We start from the raw sequence: 17443 nt of genomic DNA, 5'->3' as shown, positions 1-17443 counted from the left end.
AAAGTTGTTACATTTATCTCTAGGATAAATGTCGGTTTTCACCAGAAAAATCAACAATATGGCCACGTGGCCATATTTGTCCTGATGTGTGAAATCAGAATGGAGATCCAAATGAAGAAGTACCTTCTGCTTGCTCTGGGAGTGTTGCTTGCTGCATGCAGCAAGCAAATCCCAGTTGAAACCACCCAGTCTGACATCACTGCCCAGGGAAGTGTGCTGTGCTCTTCTCAATCTGTACCTTCTGGATATGCCGTCACATCCATTTCTTACAGCTATGGTTGCCGGACCAGCCCTTATGCAGGGAGCGAATACAACACCTATGTCATTGAAAACCTGTCGGGCAGAAGCAGCTTCAATGGAGCCTGTGATGTGAAGCTGCCCCCTTACGGCTGGGTGGTGACGGGTTATTACAACAGCGGTGCCTGCAAATCCAGCGCCTACGAAAGCTACCGCTACAACACCTACAACCTGGTCAACACCTCTGGAAAAACCCAGATCAGCGGGGTATGCGACATGTCCAGCATTCCCAGTGGCTGGACCGTCAGCTCCAACTACTACAGTGCGGCCTGCAATTCCAGCTCCTATGACAGTTACCGCAACAACACCTACACCATTCGCAAAAACTGATTCCAGCTTCTGCAATGGGAGACAGAGCACCGGGAATGTCCCGGTGTTTTTTGCTGGATGGGTGGAATTTAGAACTCACAAAAAAGCCCTGAGCCCCCAGAACACCGCCATGCCCACCAGAATGCAGCTCCACAGCTGCCTGTGAAAGTAAAAAACAATCCCTGCCACCAGGGCAGCAATCAGGCGCACCGGAAATTCTTTGCTTTCTGAGCCAAAATTCAGCACCACCAGAGCAGTGAAAACACTGACCGGAATGAATTTCAGGAAGTGCAACCAGAAAGCCGGAACGCGGGCATTTCCCAGGCTCAGGCCCGCAAAGCGGGTGGCGTAAGTCACCAGGAACATCAGCAAGATGGGCAGAACAAATTTCATGCTTTCTCCTTGAAGGTCAGGGCTGCTCCCAGCATGCTGCCAAAAATCCCCACCAGCAGCACGCTGACCCCACCTTGCAGGTGCAGGACTTTTTGCAGCAGCAGGGCCAGCAATGCACTGAACGCGGCAACAATGAAAGCCGGGCTGTTTTTCAGGGTGGGCATCAGGAGGGCCAGAAAAGCCAGCGGGAACACGAAATCCACCCCGTACTGCAAAGGATCAGGAATGCTGCTCCCCAGCAGGGCCCCAATCAGTGTGAAGACATTCCAGCTCACAAAAACACTCATGCTGGCCCCCATCAGGTAAGCGTAACTGGGGTAATGGGCGTTGGCGGTGACGCCAAAAGCCTCATCTGTCAGGACCCAGGCGGCTTTGCTGCGTTGCAGGGGACCCAGCTTCAGGTTCTGGCTCACAGAGAGGCCATACAGCAGGTGACGTGCATTCAGCAGGAAAGTGGTGAGCACCACGCTGAACAGGTTGGCCTGCTGCAGGAACATGTTGGCTGCTATGAATTGCGCTCCACCTGAAAAGACCGTCAGGCTCATCAGCTGGGTTTCCCAGATGGATAGACCTGCAGTTCTGGCGAGCAGTGCGTAAGAAATGGCAAAGGGCAGAAAGCCAATCCACAGGGGAACAACGGCCAGAAAGCCCAGTTTAAAGTCAGATTGTCGGAGGGTCAGGGTCATGGTGCTCCTCGGGTTTGCATGGTTGGTGCTCCAGGCTGGGGTTCATTTGCCCCTTTAAGTAATATATTACATATTACAACCGAAAATGCGAATGTGCTACATTGAAGGCGATGTCACCCGTCCCTGCCGATCTGGTTCCCCTCAAACGTGCCCTGGCCCGTGACGAGGTGTACCGGACCCTCAAAACCTGGATCATCGAGGGCACCCTGGCTCCCCGAGAAAACATCCGCGACCAGGAACTCGCCACGACACTGGGGGTCAGCAGAACCCCGGTGCGGGAAGCCCTGCGCCGACTGGAAGACGAGGGCCTGATCGAGACCGCCAAGAACCGCTGGACCCGGGTGGCTCCCTTAAATTTACGCAGCAGCCAGCACGCCTACCCCATCATCGCCCACCTGGAAGACCTGGCACTGGAACTGGCTTTTCCCCAATTGCAGGAAGCAGACTTGCAGGCCATGGAGCAGGCCAACCGGGACTTCCAGGATGCCCTGAGCCAGCAGGATTCCCGCTCTGCCCTCAAAAACGACGAGGCTTTTCACGGGGTTTTGCTGCAAAAAAGCGGCAACCCGGAGCTGTACAAACTGGTCAGCGAGATGAAAACCCGCCTGATGCGTCTGGAATGGTATTACTACCGCACCCAGGGCAGTGCTGCCCCCAGCGTGACCGAACACTGGAATTTGTTGGAAGCCCTGAAAAAACACAATCTCCCAGAAGCCCGTGCTGCGCTTTCTGCCAACTGGATCAGCAGTGCCGGACGCCTGATGGATTTGCCAGAACCCTGATACATTGGATTTCACATGACCGACCTGAAAATTCTGCTTGAGCGCCTGGAAAGCCTGATGTCTTGTGAGACACAGATCCTGTCTGTGGACCAGATTCATGCGCTTTTTGAAGTGGTGAAATCCCACCCGGATCATGCCACAGAGGAGGCTGTTTCCCACCCTGTGACCTGCCAGGTGTATTTTCAGCAGTTTGCAAAGGGCACTGGACTGGATGTGCAGGGCTTCTCAGACCTCACAGGGCTTGCTCCACATGAGCCCGGGTCACTCCACACCGTGCGCTGTCTGCTGGATTTTCTGGATGTGCATCAGCAGGCCAGGGCACTCCTGGGGGATCAGGCCACCCGCTGGCTCTCCAGACGTTCACGTCAACTGGGCAACCGCAATCCTTTGCGTTTGATCCGACAGGGAGACACCCAGAGGGTCAAAGATCTGCTGGGAAGCCTGTCTTCATGAGGGAAGCTCTGGATCCTCATATGCAAGAAGCCCTGGAAAAGGTGTATCAGGTGTTTCAGAATGACACCCTGCATGACCGGGTGGAGGGATGCCCCTGCTGTGTCAAAAATGGGGACCATGCCCGGATCCGCTCAAAACCCCTGCGTTTTCTGGAAGCAGAGGATCTGTCCAGATACGCTTTCAAAGCCATGACCACCTGGGGCAGCGAAGAGGACTTCAGGCATTTCCTGCCCAGATTGCTGGAATTGCATGTGCAAAAGGGCAATTTGTTGCCTCTTTATAAACTTTCTTACGCCCACTGGACTTCCTGGTCAGAGGAAGAACAGGAAAGCGTGAGGGCCGTGCTTTTGCTGTGGTGGAAACAGCTGTTGCAAATTGAACCTCCAGCCAATGTGGGGCAGGACCTTGAAGAACTGGCCCGGGCAGAATACACCCTGGAGCCTTATCTGCAGCTCTGGGACAGCCAGGAATCCTGGGAACCCTGGGTTCATTTCGCTGAATTTGTGTATTTGAATCTGGCAGACCTGAAATCAGGCAAGTGGCTGAAAGAAAACTCCAGGCTTAACCAGCAGGTGCTGGCATGGACTTTGGACCCTCAAAAACTTCAAAAGATGCAGCTCTGGTATGAAGTGCGTCTGGACAGCCCTGAAGCAGATGAACTGGCCATGGGGCTGGATGTGCTGGGCTGGCATTTGTCAGAGAAATAAACCACCCCTCAGGGTTGAGGAAAGCATGTCTTCCGCCCTCGGCTCTCGGCCCTCGGCAACTGTTCTCCCTGTTCCCTTTTTGCAACAGGGGCGGGTTATATTGAGGGCATGACAACACAATCCAGCCAGGCGCTGTGGGCACCCTCGCCTGAGCGCATTCAAAACACGCTGCTGCACCATTTCTGGCAGCGTCTGGAACAGGAAACAGCACAATCCTTCCAGAGCTACACCGACCTGAACCGTTTTGCCCTGGATCATCCAGAAAAATTCTGGAGCTTCTTGTGGGACTTTGTGCAAATCCAGGCAGAAACCCGTGGGGCAACTGTTCTGGATGATTCTGCAGGCATGATGCTGTCCCAGTTTTTCCCAGAGGCCAGACTCAATTTCACGGAGAATGTGCTCAGGCATTCTGGTCCAGAGGAAGCCATCATCGAGCACAGCGAAACAGGCCGCAGAAGGTCCCTGAGCTGGGATGAATTGCGTTCCCAGGTGGAAAAGCTCTCTGCTTATTTTGTGGCTGCTGGGGTGAAACCTGCAGACCGCATTGCTGCCTGGATTCCCAATTGCCTGGAAGCTGTGGTCACTGCACTGGCAGCTGCACGCATCGGGGCCATTTACTCTTCCACCTCGCCGGATTTTGGGGTGGATGGGGTGCTGGACCGTTTTGGTCAGATTGAACCGGTGTTGCTGGTGGCTGCTGATAGATACACCTACAACGGCAAGCCCCAGAATTGCCTGGGAAAACTGGCTGAAATTGTGGAGGGCTTGCCCTCTGTGAGGGAAGTGCTGGTGGTTTCCTACCAGTCTGAAGACATGGACCTGCAAGCTGTTCCAAACGCAAAGCCATTTCTGCAGGCCATCCAGCATGACCTGCCCATTCCAGCAGCAGAGGCGTTTGAGTTCAACCACCCCCTTTACATCCTGTATTCCAGTGGAACCACCGGGAAACCCAAGTGCATTGTGCACCGGGCCGGGGGCATTCTGCTGAACCACCTGAAAGAGCACCAGCTCCACTGTGACATCCAGCCTGCAGACCGGGTGATGTATTACACCACCACCGGATGGATGATGTGGAACTGGCTGGTCACGGCCCTGGCCAGCAAAGCCACCATTGTGCTTTACGACGGATCTCCTTTCTGGCCCGGTCCTGAGCACCTGTTCAAAATTGCAGAGCAGGAGCAACTGAGCTTTCTGGGGGTGTCTGCAAAATGGATCGAATCCCTCAGGAAACTGGAGCTCTCTCCGGGTCAAAAACATGACCTCTCTGCTTTGAAGACCCTCGCTTCCACAGGTTCTCCGCTCTCGGAAGAAGGCTTTGAATACGTGTACTGCCACATCAAGTCTGACCTGCACCTCAGCTCCATTTCTGGGGGCACCGACCTTTGTGGTTGCTTTCTGGGAGGGAACCCTCTGGCTCCGATCCATCCCGGAGAATTGCAGGTTCCCATGCTGGGCATGGGCATTGAGCTGTACTCAGAGGAAGGCAAACCTTTGCAGGGTCCAGCCACCGGAGAACTGGTCTGCACCCGTCCGTTCCCTTCTCAGCCTTTGCAGTTCTGGAACGATCCGAACCACCAGAAGTATCAGGCGGCTTACTTTGAGCGTTTCCCCGGCGTCTGGCACCATGGTGATTTTGTGCAAAGAACAGAAACCGGATTCCGGGTGCTGGGGCGCAGTGATGCCACCCTCAACCCCGGAGGGGTGCGCATTGGGACTGCAGAAATCTACAGGCAGGTGGAGTCTTTCCCCGAAATTCTGGAGGCCCTGGTGTTCATGCGCAGTGTGGGTGGGGAAGATCAGGTGGTGCTGCTGGTGCGCCTGAAAGATGAGGCCCTGCTGTCCGCAGACCTCAAAAAGCAGATCCAGCAGAAAATCCGCCTTTCCTGCACCCCACGCCATGTTCCGGGCCGCATCGAAGCCGTGCCAGATTTGCCCCGCACCAAGAACGGCAAATTGCTGGAACTGGCCGTCACCGATCTGGCCAATGGTCGCCCGGTGCGCAACGTCACAGCTGTGGCCAATCCGGAAGCCCTGGACCAGATCCGGAGCCTCTTTGCCTGAACAAAAGCTGGAAAAGAGAATCCCTGGTGTGACACATCGAAAACCCTACTGCTGCGACGTCGCAGCAAAAACAGCCCCCTCTCACATCCTGACTGGAGACCCCACATGCCAAAAGCATTGATTGTTTACGGAGGCTGGGAAGGCCACGCGCCCGCCCAATTCAACACCTGGTTCAGACAGCGTCTGGAGCGCAACGGTTTTGAGGTGCAAAGCCTGGACCGCATCGAGGACATCACCCCGGAGTCGGTGCAGGTGGATCTGATCGTGCCGCATTGGACCATGGGCAAACTCACCCCGCAGGCCAGCCAATTGATCCGCGAGGCTGTTCTGAACGGCACCGGGCTGGCAGGGATTCATGGGGGGATGGGAGATGCTTTCCGGGAAGACACCGAATTCCAGTTCATGACCGGAGGGCAGTTTGTCTGCCACCCTGGAAACATCCGGCCTTATTCAGTGCAGATCAAAGACCACGACCATCCCATTTCGCAGGGATTGCAGGATTTTCAGGTGCAAACCGAGCAGTACTACATGCATGTGGATCCTGCCAACCATGTGCTGGCCACCACCACCTTCGATGACCAGCATGCCCCCTGGATTGCTGGAACGGTGATGCCCATTGCCTGGACCCGTCAGCACGGCAAAGGTCGGGTCTTCTACCACTCTCTGGGACACGCCCTGTCGGACATGCAGGTGCCCGAGGTGGAAGCCCTGACCCTGCGGGGCTTCCTCTGGGCAGCCAGAAAGGAATGAACTTCTGGAAATGGACAGGCCACCAATAAAAACCATGACTATTTTTCACTGTTGATCTGTTTGTCCTCAGGGCACATCTGATTTCAAAGGAGGTTGCCATGAAACGCCAGATCCTGCTGTCTCTGGTTGCATGTGCTGCCCTTGTCAGTGACCAGACCTGGGGCGGCTGAACCTTTCGGCTGTCATTCCAGCAGCCCCATCCTACAGGTCCCATCCCACAGAAAGACAGACCGGAATGTTCCGGTCTGTCTTTTGTTTTTTGCTTTTTGTGCTGTTCCTGTTTGCTCAGGGGATGTAGCGGGCCAGCACGAAATCGTTGGCTTTGCCATCAATGAAAGTGGAGCCCGTCAGGATGATCTTGTTGTCGCCGAGCACTTTGACCGCCTGGGCGGTGTCGCTGCTGGGGGCAGCAGAGGTGATCACTTTGCCATCCTTGCCGTAAGTGTTGTCCAGGGTGCCGTTGGCGTTCAGGCGGGCCAGGGCCAGATCATAGCTGCCCACGCCGGTTTTGGTGCGCCCAACCAGCAGCAGTTTCCCGTCATTTTGCAGGGCCAGTGCATTGCTCTGGTCCACTCCGGTGCCTGCCCCAAAGCTGACAGTGGTGGTGCCAGCATTGCCGAAAGTGCTGTCCAGGGTGCCGTTGGCGTTGTAGCGCACAGCCACGAAATCTTCATCGGTGGTGTTGTTGACAGCAGTGCCAGAGACCACGATCTTGCCATCGCTCTGGATCACCAGGCCGCTGGCCCTGTCGTTGCCTGCCACCACAGAGGTGACGGTCTTGCCTGCGGTGCCGAAGGTGCTGTCTGGAGTGCCGTCGGTGTTGTAACGGGCCACCACCACATCGGTGCTGCCTGCAACAGTGGTGTAGCCTGCCACCACGATTTTGCCATTGGCATCGAGGGCCACAGCAGCGATTTCATCGTGCCCGCTGCTCACCACATCCACTTTTTTGCCGCCAGTGCCAAAGGTGCTGTCCAGCACACCGTTGGGGCTGTAGAGGGCCAGGGCGAAGTCCCTGCCTGTGCTGGTCACGGTGGTGCCTGCCAGCAGGATTCTGCCGTCGTTCAGCACGGCGATGCCGTTGGCCTGATCTGCTGCCGAACCTGCACCGATGCTGCTGAGGACCTTGCCACTGCTGCCGAAGGTGAGGTCCCGGGTGCCATTGGAGGTGTACTTGACCAGAGCGAAGTCAGCGCTGGTGCTGGAACCCCCACGGGCAATGCCAGCCACCAGAATGGAATCGTCAGGCAGCACTTTGATGGTGCGGGCGGTATCACTGCCTGCACTGGCGTTGGCAACGTTGGAAACGTGATCAATCACCATGCCACCGGTGCCGAAGCTGGTGTCCAGAGAGCCATCTGCATTGTGGCGCACCAGGGCGAAGTCGTAGACGTTGCCGGTGCCGGGCATGTTGAGGTTGAAGGTCTGACCCACCTGGATGATTTTGCCAGCATTGTTGCCCTGGCTTTGCAAATCCAGGCCAAAGCTCTGGTCGTCGTTGGAGCTGACACTGGTGATGTCGATGCCCAGGCCCCCTCCGAAGGTGTGGTCACGCAGGCCGCCCGAGGGAACCACGGCAATGTTGAGGGATTTGTTGAAGGTTCCGCCAGCACTGTCGGTCACCGTGACGGTGAGGGGAATGCTGGTGGGGGTGAGGCCGATGGCCTGGTCTGCTTTGAGTTTCAGCACCCCGGCCACCACTTCAAAACGGCTGTCACTGACGGTGTAGCTGTAGATGTCTGCCACACCGCTGTCAACGGGGGTCAGGTTGCCCACCACGGCACCTGCAGTGTAAGAAGCCACATTGGTGGAGCTGACGTTGATGCCCGTGGGAGCAGTGTTTTTGCTGATCACCACTTCAGGGCTGCTGCTGGTGCCGGTGATGCGCACGTTTTGCAACAGGGTGCCGCCGGAGAGGGTGGAACCATTGAGTTTGAGCACATTCCAGCCTGCAGGTGCACTGCCCAGGCCAGCGATGGTCTTGTTGGCCTGCTCGTCTTCGCTTTGCACAATGCGAGGAGCGGCGGCATCGTCTTTGACCACCATGAAAAGCACATGCACGGACCTGAGCAGGCAGGCAGAGAAAGGCACCTTGTAAGCAAAGGTGACCTTGCCATCGTACTGGTACAGGTTGGGGTTGGCGGGGAGGGTGCGGTCGTAACTGGTGCAGGAGGTGTTCAGGCAGTGGCGCACCGCGAAGCCCCAGGGGAACACATTGTTGGTGCCTTGCAGGTGCTGGATTTCGTTTTCGGTGTAGTACACCAGGTCCGAGTAGGCGCTGTTGGCCATGGTGGTGTAGTGGTTGGGCTCAATGCTGTTGGGGCTGATGGAAACCGAAGATCCATGGGTGGGCATGATGCGGTTGGCCACAGCAGAGCTGTAGAACACCTGGTTGTAGGCATCACGCATGCTGATGATCGAGGTGTGGTCGATGGTGTAGTAGCTGTCCATCGCCAGAAAGGTGACGTTTTTCTGCTGGGGATATGCGGTGGAGCCTTTGCCGTTGCGCACCTTGTAGGTGGACATCAGGATGCGTTCGTGGTCGTTGTCCAGCCAGGGGTTGCCGTTGCTGAGCAATTGCAGGTCAATGCCCTGGGGAATCTGTTCGAGGCTCTGGGGAACAAACTGGCCATTGGCATCTTTTTGCACCCACTGAAACTGGGGGTTTTCTCCGATGGTCATGTCCACATAGCCCAGAATGTTGGAGGGGTTGTTGGAGGGAGGGGTCACCTGGTTCACGCGGGGGGTGGTTCCGCAGGCGGCGAGCAGGGTGGTGAGGGCCAGAAGTGCACAGAAACGTTTGTTCATGAAAAACCTCTTGTGTGCTGGGATGCTTGTCCAGACCAGACAGTGAGAAGACAGCGTTGGCGAACAGCATGGAAAGACAGGGCGGGTCTGAGACAACAAACCACCCCACACCTGTTGCAAAAGTTTTGACCGGTTTGATCACTGTTTTGATCCGGGTCAACAGGTGCCATAAAAAGACCCATCAGAAGGGTCAGGGTTTCTGATTGAGGCAAATCTGGATTGTGAGGTGGGTCAGTCTGTTCCCGAGTGCATCATCACAACAGCAACAGGCTGCAGGTGTGGTGCTTCACTCTTGTGGGCACCCCTGGGGTGCGTTCCGGGTCAAAGCCTCCTTGCCAGGAATGCCACCCGTGCCCTGCATCCGACATGTAAGCAAAACATTACGGGTTCATTAACCTCTTTTTCAGATTATTCCACAAAGAGGGCTTTTTATTCAGATGCCCTTCATGTGGCTGCCTAGACAGATTTTTCTTCTGGGATCTGGAGGAGCCACAAGATGTTGAAAATCCTGAAATGTCCTTGAGGCTGGCTTCAGCATGCCTGAAGCTGGATCAATCCGTTGACCATCAAAAGCACCAGGATGCTTTGTCTTAACAAGGTCCAACCTTCTTGTGGATTTTGCTGCATGCTTTTGAAATTTTCTGAAAACTTTGATGAGCCATGAAATCATTTTTCAAAGGCTTTTCTTTGTATGATGCGGGCACCATCATTTGCATTGGAGGCCCCTGTGAACATCCGAATGGCACTGAGCCTGTTGACCTTCTGTTTGCTGCCACCTGCCCTGGCTGCCGATCCGCTGTATCTCAATCCTGAAGCTCCACTGAAAGAGCGGGTGACCGACCTGATCTCCCACCTGAGCCTGCAAGAGAAGGTTTCCCAGCTCATGGACCAGGCCCCTCCGGTGTTCAACGATGTGCTGGACATTCCAGGTTACGGCTGGTGGAACGAGGCCCTGCACGGCGTGGCCAGAAATGGTCTGGCCACCGTGTTCCCGCAGGCCATTGCCCTGGCCGCCACCTGGGACGAAAAGCTGATGCATCAGGTGGCAGATGCCATTTCAGACGAGGCAAGGGCCAAGTACCAGATCGCCAAACTGAATTACGACACCACCCGTTACCAGGGGCTGACGTTCTTCAGCCCCAACATCAACATTTTTCGGGATCCGCGCTGGGGAAGGGGCCACGAAACCTATGGAGAAGACCCTTATCTGACCGGAAAAATGGCGGTGCAATTCATCAAAGGCATGCAGGGAGATGACCCCAGATACCTGAAAACCGTGGCCACAGCCAAGCATTTTGCGGTGCACTCTGGACCAGAAGGCTTGAGACACAGTTTTGATGCCAGGGTCAGTTTGCATGACCTTTATGACACATATCTTCCCCAATTTGAAATGACCGTCAAGGAAGGCAAAGTGGAGTCGGTGATGTCTGCCTACAACCGCCTGAATGGGGTGCCCGCCAGTGCCAGTCCCTTTCTGCTCACAGACTTGCTGCGCAACAAATGGGGGTTTCAGGGTTACGTGGTGACCGACTGCTGGGCGTTGTACGACCTGTTCAATGGACATCAATACAGCAAGAACATTGCTGAAGCTGTTGCTGCTTCCATCAAAGCAGGGGTGGATCTGGAGTGTGCAGATGCTTTCAGAACCGGCATTCCCCAGGCATTGCAGCAGGGCCTGCTGACCGAAAAAGACCTGGACACTGCCCTGGAAAGGCTTTTTACGGCCCGTTTCAAACTGGGCATGTTCGACCCGAAAGATCGGGTGCCCTACAACCAGATTCCTTACTCGGTGGTGGACTCTGCAGAAAACCGCCAGCTGGCCCGCCTTGCTGCCCAGAAATCCCTGGTTTTGCTGAAAAACCAGAACAATCTTTTGCCCATTTCTTCAGCGGTGAAATCCATCGCGGTGATTGGCCCAACCGCCAGTGATGAAGACGTGCTGCTGGGCAATTACAACGGCACCCCCTCAGAAAGCACCACCCTGCTGGAGGGGCTGCAAGAAGCGGCGCAGGAAAAAGGCATCAAACTCTCTTACAGCAAAGGCTCTCCCATCCTGGGCAGTGAAAATCCTTACTTGCCAGAGGCCTTGCAACAGGCAAAAGATGCAGATCTGGTGGTGCTGGTGCTGGGCATCACCCCCCATCAGGAAGGCGAGGAGAACGAGAGCCCGGACAACCCCAGTGGAGACCGCAAAGACATCAGGCTCCCACAGGTGCAAGAAGACCTTCTGAAAGCTGTGATCGAAACGGGAAAACCCGTGGCACTGGTCCTGACGGGAGGCAGTGCCCAGGCGATTTCTTATGCCAGAGAGAAAGCTGGAGCCATTCTGGTGTCCTGGTACTCCGGTGAGGAGGGAGGGCATGCTGTGGCAGATGTGCTGTTTGGCAAGAGCAATCCTGCCGGACGGCTTCCCATCACTTTTTATTCTGGATTGCAGGACCTGCCCGATTTCAACGATTACGCCATTCAGGGCAGAACCTACCGTTATTACCAGGGCAAGCCCCTGTGGGGTTTCGGGTATGGCCTGAGTTACAGCAGCTTTGGATACTCTGCCCTTGCTTTGTCCAGCAAGACCCTCTCTGCCAGCGACGGCCTGAAAGTGACCGTGCAGGTCAAAAACACCAGCCAGCGGGACGGGGAAGAGGTCAGCCAGCTGTACATTCGACCCAGAAATGCACCTGCAGGCAGCCCCAGACAGTGGCTGGCAGGATTTGCTCGCACCCCATTAAAGGCAGGAGAATCCCAGCAACTGCAATTCCAGCTGGGTTTGCGTGAACTGGGTCTGGTCAATGAACAGGGAGAGCGCCTGATGGTGCCCGGAACCTATGATGTGTTTGTGGGAGGCAGTCAGCCTTCAGAAGCAGATTTTTCTGGGCAGCAGGCCACTTTTGTGATCCGTTGACTCCAGCGTCAAACCAGAGGGCAGCCTGTCAGGGCTGCTCTTTTTCCAGTTCTTGCTCTGTTTCTTTGGATTTCCCGTTCACAAATCCATACACTGAAACCGCCAGAACCACAGCGCCGATTCCCGCACCCACCTCCAGCACCCCCCAGTCGTTCAGGTGTTCAATCACCAGAGAGAAGAAAGCCACCACCAGGGCCACCACCGAAACATTGACCAGTTTGTCTTTCAGGTCCGTGAAGGATTTGACCTCCAGAAAAGAGGGAATGCTGTCGATTTTCCCCACAAACAGGGAGTAAAGACCAAAACCAATCACCAGCAGTGCAGTGGCGACCAGCAGTGCATCGGCCTGTTCGATGCTGGCCACCAGCAGATTTTTTCCGGTTTTGGCTTCGCTGATGTGCTGCAGCGATTCTTTTGCCAGCACAAAAGTGCGCACGGCCACGAACAGGAACATCAAGAAAGAGAGGATCAGGCTGGACACCACGCCCAGCACTGCAATCAGGCGGGTGAGACCCAAGAGGCGTTTCATGGGTGTTCATTGTACCCGGACAGAACCTGAACCGATCAGGATGGAGGGCATTGGTTGTTTTTGGGTGATGCCATGAGGGATTTTCTTCTTGTAGAAAGGGATTTGATCAGAAATACCTGTCTGGACACCTCATGTGAATTGATCTTAATACAACCTCACCAAATCCTTATGATGCTGTATTCTGGTAACAGAGGTGAAATGATTCTATAAAATTGTCTGTTCCAAAATCCAATCGTTCCATAGCTTTCCACACACTCCAAGAGGTCAATAAATGCACAATCTGAAACGCGGTCTGGTGCTGCTTGCAGCACTCGGATTGACTGGCTGTGGGCTGTTCACGCCCCCAGCTGTTAAAAGTCCGTCCCCAAATCCCACCACCGAAATCACCCCGGACATCCTTCCCCTGGGCACCGTTCCCCTGTGCACCAACATCCCTCCAGGTGGCAATTATCCCTATGGCAGCAGTGGACCGATGTGGAGACAGTGGGTGTACCTCAATGATGGCACCACTCCCCTCAATTACTCCAGTTTCACCACGGACCTGCCTGCTTCTGGCAACGTGAGCCTCAACACCTATGTCTACAACAGCACAGGTGGCGTGACCTACCCCAGCCCGCTGATCTACCAGTACCTGTACAGCCCTGCCGTGTCCATCTCCGGGATCGAGGTGTCCACCGGAAAAACCGTTCCACAGCTCACCCTGTCTGCCAGCGCCAGCTATGGTCCGCTGTATTCAGGCAGTGCCAAACAATATGACCTTCCTGTGGTCAGCATTGCCAACACCTTCAAACTGCTGGATGCCAGTGGCAACGTGATCAAGGATGCCAGCGGCAACGAGATCATCAATTCAGGCAGCCAGACCTACACCCCAAGCATCAACGGAAACCGGGTGCGCTTCCCCGGAGGGCAGAACCTGAAGCTGGAGTTCTACCTGGACCCTGCAGCGAAGACCCGCAAGGAGATCATTCAGGCGACCTACAAGGATCCCACCACAGGAGCCAACAAAACCGACTGGGTGAAGGTGGACATGCCGTATCAGGAAGCCTACCTGAAGGTGACCACCCCCAGTTATGTGGTCTACGAGCCCACAGGAGTGAAAACCTACCAGACCAGCATAAACCCCTTGCCCAAATTCAAGTTCATCCTGCGGGGATACAACAACAGCGTGACCAATGACCGCAGATTCCTGATGCACCAGGGGATTGCTTACACCCGTCCCAGCACCATTGCTTCTGGGGATCAGGTGGCCTTGAACAGCTGGCTGGACACCCGTGCAGATTTTGTGCTGGGCTGGAACCTGTACAACCAGAAAATTGCTTCTGCAACGCTGGATGCGAACGGGGAACCTGTGGTGAATGCTGCCACTGCAACCACCCAGACCAACTGGAACCTGGGCACCCCTGGATATGCCAACGACAAGAACTGTATCAGCAAAACCTTTGCAGTGGAGAAGGGAATCTACCAGCGGCATTCTGTGATCATGCCTGCTGCACCTGTGTCTCAGAAAGCAACGTTCAGCGATACGCAACAGGGCCTCAAAGCAGAATACTTTGACAATGCAGATTTCACCAACAAGAGGTTGGAGCGTCTGGATGCTGGTGTGAACTTTGACTGGGGAGGGTATTCACCAGCACCTTATGTTTCTCCTGAGAGCTACAGTGTGCGCTGGAGTGGGAGCATCAAGCCCCAGTACAGTGAAGAATATACTTTTTACTTTGCAAAAAATAGTGATGCACTAAGTCGCGTTATAGTCAATGGAAAAGTTGTAATCGATAATTGGAGTGAAAACACATTATCTGTGGGTGCTGGAACTATAAAGCTTAATTCTGGAGAGTTGTACGACATATCTATTTGGTACAAAAGAAATTCTTCCCAAGAAAAAATAATTCTCGAATGGTCTAGTCAAAGCCAGTCGCGATCTCCTGTGTCGTTTCAGACGCTTAATCCCATATCTCATCCAAAAAATGAAATCATGGGTATTTTAAGTACAAGCATAGAAGCAAGAGACATTGCATTTACTCCCGAAAGTGCTCTTGTGCACAAGTTTTCTGAAGGAACGTATAGAGTTAGGATTACTGGAAACTATTTGGGGAAAGATAAAATATATCTTATCAATATTAAAAATCGGATTATAGAAGGAATTTATAGCATCTCTATTTTAGGAGAGAAAGCTATTTTCGAAGACTTGCAAAGACATAAGAGTATTGAAATAGGGAATGTTGTGGATTTTGTAAATTCTTCTAATTTGCTTAATTCTGAATTTACTAATAGTGTTGGAAGGAAAATATTAATCGAGTACATTCACCCACTTTTGAGGAACTCAGAATCTGAAAATCAGACACTTAAAAAGCAAAATATTGTTATGGACTCACTGGTTAGATCTAGTAGTTGTGATTCTTGCAAATCTTTACTCGATAAAGTATTGGATGGGGAAAAGAATTTTCTTAAAAATTTGGCAATTGATGTTGCTACTTCTGTTGGGGCAATGGCTGGATGCAAGGGTCTTAGTTCCTATGCGTTAGCGTTGTGTCTTCTTGGTACTGGCGCTTTGCAATTGAATGATAGTTATGACGATAACTTGGACGCATTTTCTAAAGATGAAATGCTGTATTTTAGCTGTGTATTTTTTGGGAGAAGTTTTTACGATGTAGTTTCTCAGCTTAATGTAATAGTACCTCCATGTCCACATGGATTTACATACTGGCCGAAATACTTTGAGACTACTGTAAGTGTAAGAGATGAAGTTGTTGTTCCTATTACAATTAGAAATAATGATAATTCTGTCCTTAATTTAGCGATATCTAATTATATTGTGGGTCATGGTATTGGATCTGGTGTTGCAGCAACTGTTGAAACTCCTCCAGGTGCGGCAACCTTACTTGCTCCAGGTGCATCAACAACATTTAAAGTTCGTTTCGTATGCACATTGCCTTCTGTATGTACAGATTATGAAGCAGTTACTAGTTTTTCTGTGAAAGATCTGATTATACCTGAAGCTCCGTATCCAGATGATGCTGTTAATCCTTCTAATTGGGGTGATAAAATTGAGATGACTTATCAAAAAATTCATTTTCTTCCTTATGTATCGGTTGATGCATATAGAAATCCAGCTAGAACTAATGAATACTTATTTGCAAAATCTGGTCAGAGATTTAATTTGTATTTAGCGTTAGATGGTTTTGTAAATCCAGATAAATCTAAAATCTCATGGGATCTGCCGGAAGGTGCTAGTATTGTGGGTTACCCGAAAGGCATGACAGATCAATCCGAAATCGTTGTAGAGTTGCCTAAAAGAAATTCTGATACAAGTGTGAAATATATTACAGGAATTTATAATGACTACAAGCAATATGGTCAAGATAAATTTGCTGTTTCCATGTATCCAATCAGTATTTCTGCTCTTAGTAATAACTCGGGATCAATTTTAACAACTGCCGGAAAAAAATATATTATAAATGTAGATGTGCAAAATGATGCTACACAGCTATCTGATGGTTACACAACAAGAAAATGGGACTACTCTTATACGGGTAGAGGGGGAATTAATATTCTTGATGATTATAGGCTTGAATTCACCGCTCCTGTGGCATTGCCCAATGATACAACTGAATATATTGTTTTCACTAGTAAAAATGACCCTTCAAAGAGAGTCACTTTTTATATTGGATTGACTCCTGTTTCTGTAGTGATTTATAGACCCCCTAATGAGCAAGAATATAATTACAGTGGTGAGGCAACTGTAGAGTCGGGTCAAATTATTAATTTACGTGCCTCTGTTGGCCCTGATGCCAATAATTCAGGTGTTACATGGAGTATTCAAGGACCTGGAAGTGGTATTGTAGGATCTGATCCTCTTGATTTCACTTATATTGCACCAAGAAACACCTCTGGAAACCCAGAGGCCATTGTTGAAGCTCGAAGCAAAATAGATCCTACAAAATTCTTTAGGTACACTGTAAAGATCAAATCAATATATGTATACTTATGTGGGGGAAACTATTGTGAACAAAGCGGGACCGTATTTTCGGGAAACTATCCCTTTAGTGGAATGGCGGTAAATGATTACAGAAATTATGGTGCAATAGAGTATACCAGTGAGATTAAACCTATAAATGGATATCTTCCTGTCCCTCGTAACTGCAGTACGCAGACGGTTCCACTGGTGGTTTCTGCTAGAAGCATTGGCGATCCCAGCAAAACAGCAACACTTACTTTTTACATCTGGCCTTCCAGTTGCTAAATTTAGAATTAAAGACTCAGTATTTAAAAGAAGACATGAGATAGAGAAAGTGATTTGGGGACAATTTAAATTGTCCCCAAATCACTTTTGGAAGTCGCAATTTCTCCTCTAGAGACTCAAATACTGTCTTTATATCACTGATTATAATTTATGTATGGAAATCTTATACTCAAAATGATTCATCTTAAAATAAGTTATTGTGTTTATTTGTACCATCAATACGGTGAGCAGAAAATTGTATACTTTGGCATTTCTTGAACTTTTGTTTTGCTGACACGAAAGCAGCACTACTACATGTCCATAAATGAGGACGGTACCCTTGATTTATTCCTGAGCATTGGATTTTTTGGTTTGGGGTGACATCCATGCCTCCTCGGGAGCTCTGGCCAGTGCTCCTGGGAGCCGAATCCCTTCAACCTACAGGCAGTGCTCCATTTGAATCCATTAACTGAGATTTTGCACCTATGCGGGACTGTTTGGCCCATTCAGCAAAAACTCATCTGAGACAACAAAAATGGGCAGAGTG

At 52.0% G+C, this 17443-nt stretch carries 12 protein-coding genes; 8 read left to right on the top strand and 4 right to left on the bottom strand.

What is annotated here, in order from left to right:
- Positions 1-111: 111 nt before the first annotated feature.
- Positions 112-627, top strand: a complete 516-nt coding sequence (locus tag IEY52_RS12950; RefSeq protein ID WP_189003119.1) for a hypothetical protein — start codon at positions 112-114, stop codon at positions 625-627.
- 75 nt (positions 628-702) lie between these two features.
- Here the strand turns inward: IEY52_RS12950 and IEY52_RS12945 are convergent, their stop codons facing one another.
- The gene (locus IEY52_RS12945) at positions 703-999 is read right to left on the bottom strand and encodes an AzlD domain-containing protein (protein WP_189003118.1); all 297 of its coding nucleotides are present in this window, start codon (positions 997-999) and stop codon (positions 703-705) included.
- The gene (locus IEY52_RS12940) at positions 996-1685 is read right to left on the bottom strand and encodes an AzlC family ABC transporter permease (RefSeq protein WP_189003117.1); all 690 of its coding nucleotides are present in this window, start codon (positions 1683-1685) and stop codon (positions 996-998) included. The genes IEY52_RS12945 and IEY52_RS12940 overlap by 4 nt, the downstream gene beginning before the upstream one ends.
- Before the next feature lie 110 nt (positions 1686-1795).
- Here IEY52_RS12940 and IEY52_RS12935 point away from each other — a divergent pair, with 110 nt between their 5' ends.
- The 5 genes from IEY52_RS12935 to IEY52_RS12915 all read left to right on the top strand — a co-directional run bounded on the left by IEY52_RS12935 (position 1796) and on the right by IEY52_RS12915 (position 6438).
- Positions 1796-2467: a GntR family transcriptional regulator gene (locus IEY52_RS12935; RefSeq protein WP_189003116.1), complete on the top strand. Its 672-nt coding sequence runs from the start codon at positions 1796-1798 to the stop codon at positions 2465-2467.
- Between the two features lie 15 nt (positions 2468-2482).
- Positions 2483-2920, top strand: coding sequence for an MbcA/ParS/Xre antitoxin family protein (locus tag IEY52_RS12930; protein ID WP_189003115.1), 438 nt, complete (start codon positions 2483-2485; stop codon positions 2918-2920).
- The gene (locus tag IEY52_RS12925) at positions 2917-3627 is read left to right on the top strand and encodes a hypothetical protein (protein WP_194510048.1); all 711 of its coding nucleotides are present in this window, start codon (positions 2917-2919) and stop codon (positions 3625-3627) included. Before IEY52_RS12930 ends, IEY52_RS12925 begins: the two co-directional genes overlap by 4 nt.
- 108 nt (positions 3628-3735) lie before the next feature.
- The gene (locus tag IEY52_RS12920; RefSeq protein ID WP_189003113.1) at positions 3736-5688 is read left to right on the top strand and encodes an acetoacetate--CoA ligase; all 1953 of its coding nucleotides are present in this window, start codon (positions 3736-3738) and stop codon (positions 5686-5688) included.
- 105 nt (positions 5689-5793) lie between these two features.
- On the top strand, positions 5794-6438 hold the full coding sequence (locus tag IEY52_RS12915) for a ThuA domain-containing protein (protein WP_189003112.1): 645 nt from the start codon (positions 5794-5796) through the stop codon (positions 6436-6438).
- Positions 6439-6723: 285 nt separating this feature from the next.
- Here IEY52_RS12915 and IEY52_RS12910 read toward each other — a convergent pair whose 3' ends face one another.
- On the bottom strand, positions 6724-9246 hold the full coding sequence (locus IEY52_RS12910; RefSeq protein ID WP_189003111.1) for a delta-60 repeat domain-containing protein: 2523 nt from the start codon (positions 9244-9246) through the stop codon (positions 6724-6726).
- A gap of 727 nt (positions 9247-9973) precedes the next feature.
- Here IEY52_RS12910 and IEY52_RS12905 point away from each other — a divergent pair.
- Positions 9974-12148, top strand: coding sequence for a glycoside hydrolase family 3 C-terminal domain-containing protein (locus IEY52_RS12905; RefSeq protein WP_229684780.1), 2175 nt, complete (start codon positions 9974-9976; stop codon positions 12146-12148).
- A gap of 28 nt (positions 12149-12176) precedes the next feature.
- Here IEY52_RS12905 and IEY52_RS12900 read toward each other — a convergent pair whose 3' ends face one another.
- Complete coding sequence (locus tag IEY52_RS12900) at positions 12177-12677, bottom strand: YqhA family protein (RefSeq protein WP_189003110.1); 501 nt, start codon at positions 12675-12677, stop codon at positions 12177-12179.
- Positions 12678-12948: 271 nt separating this feature from the next.
- On the opposite strand from IEY52_RS12900, the gene IEY52_RS12895 reads away from it, so the two are divergent.
- A complete protein-coding gene (locus IEY52_RS12895) occupies positions 12949-16917 on the top strand; it encodes a PA14 domain-containing protein (RefSeq protein ID WP_189003109.1) in 3969 nt (1322 codons plus the stop codon).
- Positions 16918-17443 lie beyond the last annotated feature (526 nt).

It is taken from the genome of Deinococcus roseus (assembly GCF_014646895.1).
Taxonomy (GTDB): domain Bacteria; phylum Deinococcota; class Deinococci; order Deinococcales; family Deinococcaceae; genus Deinococcus_C; species Deinococcus_C roseus.
This window is presented reverse-complemented; position numbering and strand designations above follow the sequence as displayed.

Coding starts and splice junctions, on each gene's coding strand:
- IEY52_RS12910 (WP_189003111.1), bottom strand. CDS start 9,246: ATGAACAAACGTTTCTGTGCACTTCTGGCCCTCACCACCCTGCTCGCC.
- IEY52_RS12915 (WP_189003112.1), top strand. CDS start 5,794: ATGCCAAAAGCATTGATTGTTTACGGAGGCTGGGAAGGCCACGCGCCC.
- IEY52_RS12895 (WP_189003109.1), top strand. CDS start 12,949: ATGCACAATCTGAAACGCGGTCTGGTGCTGCTTGCAGCACTCGGATTG.
- IEY52_RS12940 (WP_189003117.1), bottom strand. CDS start 1,685: ATGACCCTGACCCTCCGACAATCTGACTTTAAACTGGGCTTTCTGGCC.
- IEY52_RS12925 (WP_194510048.1), top strand. CDS start 2,917: ATGAGGGAAGCTCTGGATCCTCATATGCAAGAAGCCCTGGAAAAGGTG.
- IEY52_RS12900 (WP_189003110.1), bottom strand. CDS start 12,677: ATGAAACGCCTCTTGGGTCTCACCCGCCTGATTGCAGTGCTGGGCGTG.
- IEY52_RS12930 (WP_189003115.1), top strand. CDS start 2,483: ATGACCGACCTGAAAATTCTGCTTGAGCGCCTGGAAAGCCTGATGTCT.
- IEY52_RS12920 (WP_189003113.1), top strand. CDS start 3,736: ATGACAACACAATCCAGCCAGGCGCTGTGGGCACCCTCGCCTGAGCGC.
- IEY52_RS12950 (WP_189003119.1), top strand. CDS start 112: ATGAAGAAGTACCTTCTGCTTGCTCTGGGAGTGTTGCTTGCTGCATGC.
- IEY52_RS12935 (WP_189003116.1), top strand. CDS start 1,796: ATGTCACCCGTCCCTGCCGATCTGGTTCCCCTCAAACGTGCCCTGGCC.
- IEY52_RS12945 (WP_189003118.1), bottom strand. CDS start 999: ATGAAATTTGTTCTGCCCATCTTGCTGATGTTCCTGGTGACTTACGCC.